The following is a 13,587-nucleotide window of genomic DNA, read 5'->3' as shown; positions in this document are numbered from 1 at the left end:
CATTGTATAATCTCGTTGTGTACGCTTTTCTCTATTCCTATCTCGTTTTTCCATAATAAGTATATTTTCTGTAAACCTATTTTAGGACGCGACAATTAAATAGAAAAAGCGGGAAATAATTCTCCCGCTTTTATTATGATATTTAAATTGAAATTTTACTGAATAATCAATTTCAAAGTAAATAATTTTCTTGTGTGAACTTTCACAAAATACACTCCTTTTGGAAGGTTTTCATTCACCAAAGAGAATCGTTGATTGTTGATATTTTTTGATTCATACAAAAGGTCCCCATTCGCAGAAAGTAATTCAATTTTATCAATTGGATAATCACTCTTAATGAATGTTGGCTGACCAGGTTTTGTAGGATTCGGATATAAAACTACATTTTTCGTAGTACTGTTATGAACTTCGTCCGTACCTAATGTTGGCCCCGAAACCTGAAACTGTACTCTGTTTGAAACTTCCGTATAAGAATCATTGGTAAACATTACCATATAATAATTTCCAGGTGTCGCAGGAACTGCTGTTCCCTGAATTGTTTTTGTTCCCTGAGTTACCCCATCAAAATATGTATAAGAAACAAAATTATCATCTGGTGTCTGAATATTTTGAGGATAAATTCCCAACCAGTCTTTGATAATTCCCGGAGAATCTGTCCAAGAAGCAGTGATGCTTTCCCCTAAAGTATAAATTGGTTTATTAGCCCAAAGTTCAGTAACAATGTCTCCCACTTTAAAGAAAACTTTTTCACCAATTGGCGTATATCCGTCTTCAAGCAAATAAGTAGCATAATAATATCCTTTTGGAAGCCCTGTAAAATTAAGCGTTCCTGAAGCTGTCGTTACATACTCCCATTTAATAGAAGTATTGGTTCCCGGAGTTTGTCCCATTTTATAAATTCCGATCCAGTCTTTTACTAAATTGGGACCGTTACTGAAATTAACAGTTACCGTTCCGCCCACAGGATATGTATCTGCTGTTGCCTGTAAAACGACTTTCGGACCTACATAGAAATTTTTTCTTGGTGTAATTTCTGTGTAACCATTGTTGGCAAAAAATCCTGCGTAATATTGACCTTTATTAGGCAACCCATTCGTGAAAAGAGCTGTTCCGGCAGTTTGTCCGTTCGTATAAATAAAACCTTGAGACGTTACTCCTGCAGGGCTCTGTCCTTTTTTATAGATCCCCACCCAATCCTGCTGATTTCCAGGACCGCCTGTGTAAGTCGCTGTGATAGGTGAGTTTTGGGTGTATTCTGTTTTATCTAAAACAAATGTAGGATTAGAAACTACACTTCCTGTAACTTGAAACTGTTTCACATCACTCCAATCACTCCATTCTAGATTTCTGTCTCTGTAACGGGTTTTCACATAATAAGTTCCGTTTGAAATAGCATTGGTTCCAATGGTAGCTTTGGTGATATCTACTCCGGCATTTAGGTTTTTAGTTTTATCCGGCGTTCCGTTTCCGTCTTTCCCGAACCAGTTTTCGTAATCTCTGTAGAATTCTTTTTCAATAACAGAAAAATCGGCTGCTTTACTTATTAAGAACTGAGTTGTATTTAATAATTCGTTGCTAGACGATGAAAAAGCACTTCCATTTAACGTTAAAGGCAATGTTATAGGCGCTGAAAAAGTATTGGTAATAGACGGTTTTGCAGGCTTCGGCTGATTTTTATACCTGTGGAATGTATCTATTAATTCATTATTCTTTTTCGTGTAAACTCCACCAATCGAATAACATTCAACATCCACTTTTCCGCTGGCTACATCCACTTCAACAATTTGATACGTCCAGTCTGTTAATGTTTTCTGAACATCATCAAAATCCTGTTCGGTAGACATTCCCCAATATTGATCCCAAGCCACTCCACCAGAAATCAACTGATAATTCGGAGAATCTTTCAATTGTCCTCTATGATATAAATGATGGTGAGCACCAACATGCATCAAATATTTACTAGATGTCGTTAAAAGCGGTACAGCATTATTTCTTACCCAAGTTGAAATATCTCCTACATATTGCTCAGCCTGATAAGGTCTGTGGCTTAATGAAATAATCCAATCTACTGTTGGGTCATTATTTGCTTCATTTAAAATCTGTTGAAGCCAAGTCTGTTGAGCCGAACCTGTATGTTCTGAGCTTAAACTGATGAATAAAACATTCCCGGCCTGTTGAGCATAATAATTCTCATTTCCTGAAGTGATATTTTTATATTTAATTTCATCAATATAAAAATGAGCGTAATAAGAATTCATCCCCATTGTTCCGTACGTTTCATGGTTTCCAACAGTTGTTTGAATTGGAAGATAGGGCGATAAATTAATATTCTTTTTAAAATGTACATTTTCATAATGATCAAGCGTTCCTACATCTACCTGATCTCCCACCATAAAAGTTAACGCCACGTTATCAGAAGGATCTGAAGTAGCTCCAAATTTCTCTTTTAACTTTTTATAAGCATTTAAGGTTAAGGTATCGTATCTCGGTTCAGCTTTGATCTGGTTGTCTCCCATAATCAGGAAACGAATTTTTCCATTTGCGGTTACAGGCTGTCCAGGTAAAGGCAATGTTCTAAAGTTGTAAACTGCAGATTCGCTGGTTCCCGTTTTTATTTTATAATAGTACTTCGTGTTCGGCAGCAAGTTGGTGATCTTCGCCGTGTGGTAATAATAGTTATTATTATATCCTGTATCCGAAAAAATGTTTGTTGTTCCCGTAACGGTAACGTTCAAACTTGTTGGGGAATTTCCGTAAATAACGGTTGTTTCATTATTAGAAGAGGTCTTCCAATTAACAATCATAGAATTGGGTGTCGGGTTTTGTAAATACGGATACAAAGCCTGTCCAAATGCCATCTGGACGACAAAAAAGAAAAAAAATAAGTAGTGTTTCATAATTAAGTAGTGTATTGAGTTTTAAATTGTGTAGTAATGATTGGGAAAATGGTTATTGCCGTTTTTAGTTCGGGCAAAAGTAGAATTCCCATATAAACTCTATCTGCTGTCTACGTAAAGGATATGTTAATTTTTAAAGCTAAAAACACTGAAAATATGTAGTTTAATAACAAAAAATTATTTGGCATATTCAAAAAACATTTCATATATTTGCAGCCTGTTATTCAACCTCTGACGAAGTCCGTGTAAGTTGCTTAGCCTAACTATTTTATTTATTAATAATGGATTTATTAAAGTACGTACAAGACAAGTACATTACAAAAAAAGAATTCCCTGAATTCAAAGCAGGTGATACAATCACTGTTTATTACGAAATTAAGGAAGGACAAAAAACAAGAACTCAGTTCTTCAAAGGAACAGTTATCCAATTAAGAGGTACTGGTTCTACAAAAACTTTCACTATCAGAAAAATGTCTGGTGATGTAGGTGTAGAAAGAGTATTCCCTATCAACATGCCAGCTCTTCAAAAAATTGAACTTGACAGAAAAGGTAAAGTTAGAAGATCTAGAATCTATTACTTCAGAGATCTTAGAGGTAAGAAAGCTAGAATTAAAGATGCTTCTTACAAGAAGAAATAATTCAGACAACAATACATACAAAAAGAGGCTGTTCATATTTGAACAGTCTCTTTTTATTTTTTAAAGAATCATCATCAAATGATTCAAGAATACCCTCAAGCTTATTCTCTTAAGACTACATATTTATCCACTGCAAAAAGTCAGTAATCTGTCTTTTGCTGACAAATACATCTGAATTAATTTCAGGAGGCGGAGAAAGTTTTAATTCAATCTTTTGGCTTGTATGCTTAATGATTTCAACAATCGCATTTTTATTGATGATAAACTTGCGGTTGATTTTAAAAAAAAGCTGAGAATTTAATTTATGAATGATATCTTTAATTGTATCATCATAAATATAGGTTCGATTATCATTCGCTGTTAAAAACAGATATTTACCGGATGCAAAAAAATAAGCAGTACTTTCCTCATCTACAGACCTGATTTTATTTCCGTCTGTTACCATAAAGTGCTTCATCTTTTCAGGATTTTCTGCCTGATATAAGCTAGAAATAGATTTTAGTACAGGTTCAGGATCAAAATTTCCTCTTATGGAAATGAATTTTTGTAAGGCTTTATGCAAGTCTTCCTCTTCAAAAGGTTTTAAGAGATAATCTATGGTAAAATGTTTGAAAACCCGCATCGCATATTCATCAAATGCGGTAATAAAAATAACCGGTGTAAAAAGATCCACCTGCTCAAAAATATCCAGACTCATCCCGTCACCCAAATGGATATCCATAAATATAAGATCCGCAGAATCATTTTTAAAGAAATCTATAGCCTGCTTTTTTGAACGAAGAATCACCGTTTCTGTAACAGGAACGATGCTTTGTTTATCTAAAAGATCTTTTAGATAATTAACCGCCAATAATTCATCTTCTATGATTGCAATTTTCATAACATTGCAAAAATACAAAAAAACCGCTAAAACAATTAAGTTCAAGCGGTTTCAGGGGTTGTTAATATGAATGTTAATTTTTTATAAGAATGGATTATTCTTTTTAGCACTTTTTGGGAACTCTATGGTATACCTTACGTCATTCTGTAAAAGAGTATATTCCTGTCCGTTAATGGTATGCGTTATTTTTTTCTGATTCAATCTTCTTAAGTCAAACCAACGCTGCCCTTCCAACGCAAATTCTCTGAATCTCTCATCCATCATAAAATTCATGAATTCTGTAGAGCTCATTGCATTGATATCATTTTGAACAGAGGAATATCCAGCTGCATTGTATCTGTTTTTTGCCACTTTAAGAAGGGTTTCTTTGGCTTCATCAAATCTGTTTAATTTAACCAATGCTTCAGATTTTATAAAGTACAATTCTGATGTTCTGAAAGACACTCGGAAATCTGAACTTCCGCCTTTGATCACTTTATATTTGTTATTATTCTTTTCAAAATAAATGGCAAATCTCTTGTCTGTAGCTGTATTATATTTTGAAATCAGATCCGAAGAAGCATATGATAAATTCTGTACCGCACTGTTAAATGCATTGTCCAGAGCCATGATAGATTCTACAGAAGCATAATGATTAGGCGCTGTATTGGATGTATTTAAATTGCTTAATTCTCCTTTAATAGCCAATACTTGGTCTGAATAGCCTAACGCTTTATTCCAATCTCCTTCATAAAGTGCTGTTCTTGCCTCAAAAGCCAATAATGCCACTTTAGAGAATCTGTAATTAATGCCTGATACCTGCTTCTGCTCTACCATAAGCTCATCTGCTTTTTTAGTATCTGCATGAATCTGATTATAAACTTCCTGTACGCTGGAAGGTTTTAAAACCTGCTCAAGATCAATTTCTAAATTAATAGGCACTCCTCTATCCTGAGATGCTGTAGCGGCATTATAAGGTTTCCCATATAAATTAACCATATCAAAATAAACATATGCACGAAGCGCATAAGCTTCCGCCAAAATCTGCTTCTTTTCAGGAGATTCTGCCATAGTCTTACTACCTTCATTAATGATTTGATTCAGATAAAAGACCACTGAATAAAAGCTAACCCAAGGAAACTCTATCGTAGACGAATCGTTATTGGTATCTTTCCACATCGCGATCTCACGATACGCAATAAAGTCACTTGTATTTTCATCTACATTAAGCTCATCTGTACGAAGAGCCACCAAAGATCTGTGGATCGGATATTTTGCATACGCCGAAGTCAGTACCTTACGATAATCTTCTACGTCCATAGGAATGATTTTCCCTTCAGGTTGAATATCTAAAAAACGATCGCATCCTATACTGGAAAAACTTAGTGCTGCAACCGCAATGAATGTTGTAATTTTTCTCATTTTTTCAATTTTAAAAAGAAACATTAAATCCTACCGTAACCGACTTGGTAATAGGCTGTGCATAAATATTACCGTATGTTTCAGGATCAAAATATCCTTTATATCCATTACTGAATACAAATAGGTTACGACCTTCAATACTTAATCTCAAAGCACTAATTCCCATAGGACTTGTAAATTCTTTAGGCAATGTATATCCTAGACGAATACTGCTAATTCTTACATAGCTAATTTCTTTTGCCCAAATATCAAGAAGACTGTAGGCATTAGAACGGTTATCAGAAAGCCATTTATTCCCCATCCAACCTGGATTCTTATCCATATCAGGACTGGTAATACCCGGAAGTGAACCACCTGCCTGATAGATATCTTTTGTATAATTTCTTCCTCTATCCAAGTCCATTCCACGGTAAGAAGGCGTTTGCATTACCGTTTGTTTCAGGTTAAAAGTCGCAGAAACTGTAAAGTCGAAATTATTTATTTTAAATGTATTGATAATCCCTCCTGTAAACTTCGGATCTCTATCTCCAACATAGGTAAACAGATTTCTCAATTCAGCATTTGTAAGTTTTGAATCTACCAACTGACCAGGAAGAAAATCTGCATACACATCATACAATGCAAAGAAATCTTCAATCTTCATTTTTTCATTTCCTTTCCAGAACATTGGGTTTCCATTCTCATCCATTCCTGCAGTTTTCAATGCAAAAACAGCGTTTACAGGAAGACCTTCTCTGGAAGGAAGCATTGCATTATCACGAGGTTGCTCGCTCAATACATTACTCTTGTTATGCGCAAAATTGATGGTTGTAGACCATTTGAAATTCTCTTTATTGATGTTTCTGGTAGATAGCGCCAATTCAAAACCTTTGTTGGTTAAGCTTCCCCAGTTCATCATCGTATATTCAAAACCTGTTTCAAGAGGCGTTTCTTTCATACTGATCATATCTGTTCCTTTTCTACTGTAAACATCTGCAGTAAGGTTGATACGATTCTGAAATACGCCTAAATCTAATCCGAAATTCACATTCGTTGTTTTTTCCCAACGAAGTTTATCATTTGGAGGACTGATTACATTGATAATGTTTTCTTTCCCACCCGGAAGAATAGTTGCATCACTGTATTCACCAATAAAGAACGGTGAAGTGTTACGGTCTATATTTCCCTGCAAACCATAAGAAGCTCTTAACCTAAGGTTAGAAATAACAGAAAGATCTTTCATAAAGTTTTCTTTCGTTACTAACCAAGAACCAGAAACCGCCCAAATCGGAAGGTATTTGTATTTTTTATTAACCCCGAATAAATTAGTACCATCATATCTCACACTTCCGAAGAATGTATATTTCTGATCGTATGTATAAGAAGCCGTTGCAAACATAGAAGCGTAGGCGTTCTCAATTGGAGGCATTTCACGGTAGGTTTCATATTTTCTTTCCGCTGCAAAATTCGAGCTTGGGAAAACAATTGCTGTTGCTCTTCTTGTTTCAGAATCATAACCAAACGCTCTTGTAACCGTTGTGTTATCCTCTGTTTTACGAAGTTCAGTTCCTGCCATTAAATCAATCTCATGTACTGAATTAATTTTTGTACTGTAGCTTCCCTGCAATTTCCAGTTGTATTGGAAGAAGTTATTATCCCAATTTTGTTTTACCCCACCATCCGGCAAAAAGTAACGGTATGCGCCATCTTTATAATAACGGGTTCCTTCTTTCATTTTTCTGGTAAAGTAGGTATTCTGAGCTGCAAATTTCTCTGTCTGATTTCCATCGTACTGAAGTCCTAACTGCGAAGTAATCTTCAGTCCTTTTGATACTTTATATTCTAAATCGAAAATGGCTTTTAACGACTGATTTTTCAGTGTGTAGCTTGTGTTTTCTCTTTCTTCTAAAAAGTTGAAAGGAATGTATCTGTTTTCAAAACCATCGATATCCTGATCATATCTGTAACTTCCATCTGCATTGTAAGGACTCAAATAAGGATTCGCATTTCTTGAATAATTGATCGGACTGATAGAAGCATCAGCATCTGTAACAAATGATGTTCTCTCACTTTTAGTCCCAAAAACAGACACTCCGAAATTAAGTTTATCACTTATCTTATAATTGTTTTTCAACGTTAGGTTATAACGCTCGAAACCTGTACCGATTGTTGTTCCTTCTTCATCATAATATCCTAAAGAGAAATAATAATCTGAACGATCACTACCTCCGGAAACACTTAGTCCGTATTGTTTATTGATCGCATTTCGATACAATAATTTTCCCCAATCTGTATTGCTGTTTCTTAAGCCATCGATTTGCTGACGCGTCAACATATTCAACGCATCTAAACCTCCGTTTCTATAGGCATCAAGCTGACCGTTTTTGGTTAAAATTCTCATCACCTCCCCTTTATCAGTACGATACGTTAAGTCGGTACGGTTAGCAAGCATTAATTCTAAATCAACCTTTTCAGATGCATTTAAAAGATTAAGTTTACCAAAATCCGGACGTGCTGTAACAAAAGTATCTGCGGAGAAGTTCAATTTTAAACTTCCTTTCTTTCCTTTTTTTGTTGTAATAGAAATTACCCCATTTGCTGCTCTTGCTCCATAAATAGCGGTAGCTGCAGCATCTTTCAAGATGGTAATATCTTCAATATCATTAGGGTTTAATCCCGCGATAGAAAAGTTCTGAAGCTGATCAATATTATCCTTATCGGTAAAGTTAGGCACATCATTTCCTTCTAACGGAAGTCCATCAATCACCCATAAAGGATCTTGTGGTCCTGAAAGAGAAGCTGTTCCACGTATTCTAATTTTTGCAGGGCTTCCGGGAGCTCCGGTTTCCGGTGTAACGGCTACTCCGGCAATTTGTCCTGCTAACATTTGATCTACACTGGCAACACCAGCTTGATTAATATCATCCATCTTTACACTTGCAACCGCTGAGGTCTGCTTGCGTTTCTCAATTTTCTGATATCCTGTAATGATTACTTCCTGAATATTATTCTTTTCAGAAAGCTCTGCGCTTAAAACAGGAACTAATGTTATATGATAGTCATTTTTCCCTTCATCAATCTGAATGGTTCTAGACTCGTATCCTAGAGAACTTACCAGTACAGACTTGGTATCTGCAGGTACTTCTAAGATAAATTTTCCATTTTTATCTGTTACTGTCCCAATCGAGACACTCTCGATAATTCCTTTTTGGTTGGTCTTTGTAGAAATAGACTGCGTTTCGATCTTTACAGATGCTCCGGCAATCATACGTGAAGTATCTCCATCCTGGATTTTCCCCGTGATTGTTTTCTTTTCTTGAGCTAACGCAATATTAGCAACCAAAAGAGGTAAAAGTATAAACGTTTTATTCATATCCGATTATTTGTTTAATGCCTCTTTAATACGGATGATTAAGTCAGCATAATGAGCCCTAGAGGCATCATCTCCTTTATTTTTACTTCTATTCAATACATTCAACACCTTCTGTAGTTCTGCTCTTTTGTAAGTAGTAACTTCAGATACCCTCTTCATTGATGAATAATTAATATTTCTAAGACTTTGAGCTTCTTCCTGGAAATTACAGATCATCGGAATATTCAAGTTCTGATCTATCTTTAATCCTTTCACAGCGGTCTTTTCAAATAATTTATTAACCGAAACAATCAAAGCATCCACATAGTTCTTCTGCGTCATCTTTTCAAGAATCGTTAAGCTTCCTTTCTTATTGAAAATTGAACCTCTCACTTGCTCGAATAAATTGTCTACAGTATAAACTTCTTCCTTCGAACCTGAAACCTGATGTTTCAATTCGTTTTCAAGCATTCTCAACAGACGGTCATCCATAAACAAAGAATACAAATTACCATACTGCATTCCTCTTGCTAAATTATATGGAGTCTGTTCGAAAGGCCCCATTGGAGAGTTTTTAACCGCATACGTTTTCTCAGTAATTGGATTGAAGAACAACCATTCCGGAAGGTTTATCGCATTTTTGATTAGGTAATCAACTGCTCTTTTCTGAATTTCAGCAGGCACCGGTTCGTAAGCTTTTTTCTTACTTCCAAAAACAGTGTTATCTAAATAAATTCCTCCTACATTCGCCATAACGTGACCTGAATACAAATCCCATTGTCCGATAGCGCCTAAATACAGCTTACCTGCATCGGTATAGCTTTTCCCGTCTTCATAAGTCCATTTTAAAAGATTATCTACAACAATCTTTAAGTTCTTCATTCCATATTCACTAGCCTTCATAGCATCATCCCCTAAATCTTCAGATTGTGAACGAGGGTCAATGGTTTCTAAATAACTTTGCTGTTCTCCATAGAAATAGGTAGGATCATCTTGATGCTTTTCTATTAAATTTTTCAGTGCTTTTTTCTCAGTCACTGCATCAGGATACCAACGGTAACCCCACTCAATAGCATATTTATCGTAAATACCGATTTTTGGAGTAATCGCCGTAACACCATCTTCAGGCTGCGCTACATAATTGTAACGTGCATAATCCATAATTGAAGGTGCTGTACCTCCCATTCTGTCTGTAAATTCTTTTGATCGTAATGAATCTACCGGAAAGGCAAATGAAGAGCCCATATTATGTTTTAATCCAAACGTATGTCCTACTTCATGAGATGAAACAAAACGAATAGCTTCGCCCATATGTTCATCACTAAATACATTTCCTCTGGCTTTAGGATCAATTGGCCCGGTCTGAATTCTCATCCATTCCTGAAGAGAAGTCATTACGTTATGCCACCAAATAATATCTGACTCAATAATTTCACCACTTCTAGGATCTACCACTGAAGGCCCCATCGCATTTGATTTAGGTGAAGCAGCATACGTAATTACCGAATATCTTACATCATCAATATCAAAGTCTTTATCTTTGTCATCCGGCATTTTCGCGATAACGGCATTTTTAAAACCTGCTTTTTCAAAAGCAGCCTGCCAATCGTAAACCCCTGCAATAATTTTTTCACGCCATTGAATAGGCGTTGCAGGATCAATATAATAAACGATAGGCTTTTTAGGCTCTACCAACTCTCCTCTCAGATACTTTTCTCTATCTTCATCTTTGGGTTCCAAACGCCATCTTGTAATGAAACGTTTTTCATCCATCCTTTGCTGGCGGTCATTGAAAGACCAATGTTTTTCACTGAAAAAACCAACTCTAGGATCATCAGTTCTTGAATTCATCGGTACTTTAGAAAGCAATACGATATTGCTGGTAACACCAAGTGTCACAGGTAAATCCACACCTCCTTCATTTACCGTTGTTGTTAATTGAGATTTTACAACAAGGTTTTGAGGAAACGTCTTTACATTTTCAATATAAGAAAGGTTTGATTTTACGGATCCACCAAGTCCAACATTTGCTAAAACATCGTTGAAACTTTTTTGGTTACCGTCAAAAACTTTATTTACTTTAATAGCTACCGAAGTAGAATCATTATTCTGGGCCTCGATATCAAAAACCTCAATTACAGATTCTGAGAAATTGTCTTTAACAGATCTTGTAATAACATCATTTTTTGGAGACGATACTTGTGGAACTACTGTTTTAACCCAAACTTTTTTGGCTACAGCATCACGGTGGAAAGAAATTACTTTATTTTCATAATTCATTCCTTTATTTAATCCCGCTTCATTCACCTGCATCGGAACTTGGGATAGTTTATTAACTACCAAAAACTGACGCCCCATTAAACTATCCGGAATTTCAAAATAAATATCCGTTTTTACCTGAATCGTATTAAAAAGACCTTTTTTATAAGTTCCTTTCTTGATCAGTTCTTCAATTTTCTTAGTTTTTTTTGAGGAAACATCTGTTTTAGCAGATTTTTCTTTATCAGTTTTTACAGTATCTTTTTTCTGTGCAAATGCTGCCGGCGAAGCCATAGCAAGCCCTAGATACAGTACAAGCCTGTAATTCTTCATTAAAATAGTACAATTCATGCCCAATATGAGATATCTTGGTTTCAGTCGGCAAAACTATAACCTAGGAAACTATATCTATATTAATAGGGAGTGAAAGGGTGAATTATCGGAGTGAATGGATTTTTAACCACTTAATCCATCAAAGGCAAGAAACAGATAAAATATCCACCTTTTATGGATATATTCAGATCATTATTCTTGAAATACCCATATATTTGACTTAAATAATCTAATCCGAACCGTTCTCCCTGTACTTCTTCTGTCTTCGGCTGCCATGTATTTTTTACAATAACTCCACCTTTCTCAACGGTAATTGTAATCGCTAAAGGATTGTCTATTGTTGCAATATTATGTTTTATTGCATTTTCGGTAACCAACTGAAGAGATAAATAAGGAATTCGCTTTTCTAAACTTTCTTCATTATTGATAATTAATTCAAAACTAATCTCTTCATCAAACCTACTTTTCAGAAGATCCATATACTGTTTAATAAAACTAATTTCCTGCGATACGGGAACAATATTTTCTCTTGGAGGAACAATAAGATATCTGTAAATCTTAGAAAGATTCATCGTAAACTTCTGGGCATTTTCTCTATTGAGGCCAATCAACATATAAAGAGAGTTTAATGAATTGAACAGAAAATGCGGATTGATATTATTCTTAAGCTGCTGAAGCTGGTTTAATGCTTCGTCTCTGTGCATTTTTTCATTCTCAACAAGAAGTAAATTCTTTTCAGACTGTATCTTCTCTTTCTCCTGATACGCAATATTCGTAGCTCTATAAAACAAAATAAACACCGTTACAATAAGAACCAAGGCTGCCAGAAAAATATAAACAGTATATCTTTTCGTTTGATTCACGCTTTCATCAATCAGGAAACTGACATAATTCACCACTGCATATCCTTCAAAATTATCTGTTTTTAAAGGTTTAATAAATCGGATAACTTCCACATCAAGATACTCAGAAATGGTATTTCTTTCGGTATATCCCAATTCTGTTTTACTACTTAAGGTATCTTTTGGCTGAATATCGGTAAAATCAAAAATATTCTTTCCCAAATACTGTTTATCGGGATGTGTGATACAAACCCCTTCTTTTGAAAAAACATAAGTATATGTATTTGGAGACTGATCAATCGTTGCAAAATATTGATGAAGATTATCCAAGCTCACCGCAGAACCATAATAGAGCATATTTTTGTTAGACTGTACCAAAGAATCATAACTTAACCAATAAATACTGTCGTTATGCGTAATTAAATAGTTATTAAAATTACCTGGCGCTTTGTTCTTTATTTTGATATACTTCTCTACTGTTTCATCTTTTTTAAGAACATCAGATAAAAGGTCTTTGTTGGGCGATTCACCGGAAATGCCATTATAGTAATAGTACCAACTGTAAGGAACAAGTTTGCGTCTGCGGTTTAAATTATTTAAAACAGAAGAGTAATCTTTATAATTTTTCAGACCGTCTTTCTGAACCAAAGCACGAAGCAGATATTGATAATCTTCAATATTTCTAAACTCTTTTTCTACGGTTTCATACTTTCGTAAAAATGTTTTCCGTGCAAATTCTTCATTATTTTTACGGCTGTCATGCGTAATGAGAAGACTCAGAATCGCAAATGCCACCACCGCAATTAAACAAGCTGACAAAGCCGCTATAAAAACAGATCTTTGGGTGAGTGCATGTTTAAAATTAATCTTCAATTGTTTTTAAATTGTTATTTCGTTTAAAATAAAGTTTCTATTAAACTCATTTTAAACCTTTGTTTTGTGTAAAATAAAAGGAAACACAATTGGCATCTCCATAAACAGGAGACAAAAATACATAATTTTTCAG

At 35.0% G+C, this 13,587-nt stretch carries 7 protein-coding genes; 1 reads left to right on the top strand and 6 read right to left on the bottom strand.

Translation table 11 applies throughout. The annotated features are described in order from the left end of the window. Positions 1–155: 155 nt before the first annotated feature. The gene (locus BUB80_RS16145; RefSeq protein WP_073294873.1) at positions 156–2,897 is read right to left on the bottom strand and encodes a fibronectin type III domain-containing protein; all 2,742 of its coding nucleotides are present in this window, start codon (positions 2,895–2,897) and stop codon (positions 156–158) included. A 281-nt stretch (positions 2,898–3,178) separates the two neighbouring features. Here BUB80_RS16145 and rplS point away from each other — a divergent pair, with 281 nt between their 5' ends. After that, a complete protein-coding gene (gene rplS / locus BUB80_RS16140) occupies positions 3,179–3,535 on the top strand; it encodes a 50S ribosomal protein L19 (protein ID WP_047398112.1) in 357 nt (118 codons plus the stop codon). Between the two features lie 115 nt (positions 3,536–3,650). Here the strand turns inward: rplS and BUB80_RS16135 are convergent, their stop codons facing one another. The 5 genes from BUB80_RS16135 to BUB80_RS16115 form a co-directional block, all read right to left on the bottom strand. After that, a complete protein-coding gene (locus BUB80_RS16135; protein ID WP_073294870.1) occupies positions 3,651–4,415 on the bottom strand; it encodes a LytR/AlgR family response regulator transcription factor in 765 nt (254 codons plus the stop codon). A gap of 81 nt (positions 4,416–4,496) precedes the next feature. Beyond that, on the bottom strand, positions 4,497–5,816 hold the full coding sequence (locus BUB80_RS16130) for a RagB/SusD family nutrient uptake outer membrane protein (protein ID WP_073294881.1): 1,320 nt from the start codon (positions 5,814–5,816) through the stop codon (positions 4,497–4,499). A 10-nt stretch (positions 5,817–5,826) separates the two neighbouring features. After that, positions 5,827–9,168: a SusC/RagA family TonB-linked outer membrane protein gene (locus tag BUB80_RS16125; protein WP_073294866.1), complete on the bottom strand. Its 3,342-nt coding sequence runs from the start codon at positions 9,166–9,168 to the stop codon at positions 5,827–5,829. A 6-nt stretch (positions 9,169–9,174) separates the two neighbouring features. Then, on the bottom strand, positions 9,175–11,739 hold the full coding sequence (locus tag BUB80_RS16120; RefSeq protein WP_228433858.1) for a zinc-dependent metalloprotease: 2,565 nt from the start codon (positions 11,737–11,739) through the stop codon (positions 9,175–9,177). A gap of 131 nt (positions 11,740–11,870) precedes the next feature. Continuing rightward, entirely contained in the window at positions 11,871–13,454 is a 1,584-nt protein-coding gene (locus BUB80_RS16115) for a histidine kinase (protein WP_073294853.1), read from the bottom strand. Positions 13,455–13,587: the final 133 nt, after the last annotated feature.

Origin of the sequence: Chryseobacterium polytrichastri (genome assembly GCF_900142445.1) — a bacterium.
Taxonomy (GTDB): Bacteria; Bacteroidota; Bacteroidia; order Flavobacteriales; family Weeksellaceae; genus Chryseobacterium; species Chryseobacterium polytrichastri.
The sequence above is the reverse complement of the archived record's forward strand: the minus strand, read 5'-3'. Positions and strand labels throughout refer to the sequence as shown.

Coding starts and splice junctions, on each gene's coding strand:
- BUB80_RS16135 (WP_073294870.1), bottom strand. CDS start 4,415: ATGAAAATTGCAATCATAGAAGATGAATTATTGGCGGTTAATTATCTA.
- BUB80_RS16125 (WP_073294866.1), bottom strand. CDS start 9,168: ATGAATAAAACGTTTATACTTTTACCTCTTTTGGTTGCTAATATTGCG.
- BUB80_RS16145 (WP_073294873.1), bottom strand. CDS start 2,897: ATGAAACACTACTTATTTTTTTTCTTTTTTGTCGTCCAGATGGCATTT.
- BUB80_RS16130 (WP_073294881.1), bottom strand. CDS start 5,816: ATGAGAAAAATTACAACATTCATTGCGGTTGCAGCACTAAGTTTTTCC.
- rplS (WP_047398112.1), top strand. CDS start 3,179: ATGGATTTATTAAAGTACGTACAAGACAAGTACATTACAAAAAAAGAA.
- BUB80_RS16120 (WP_228433858.1), bottom strand. CDS start 11,739: ATGAAGAATTACAGGCTTGTACTGTATCTAGGGCTTGCTATGGCTTCG.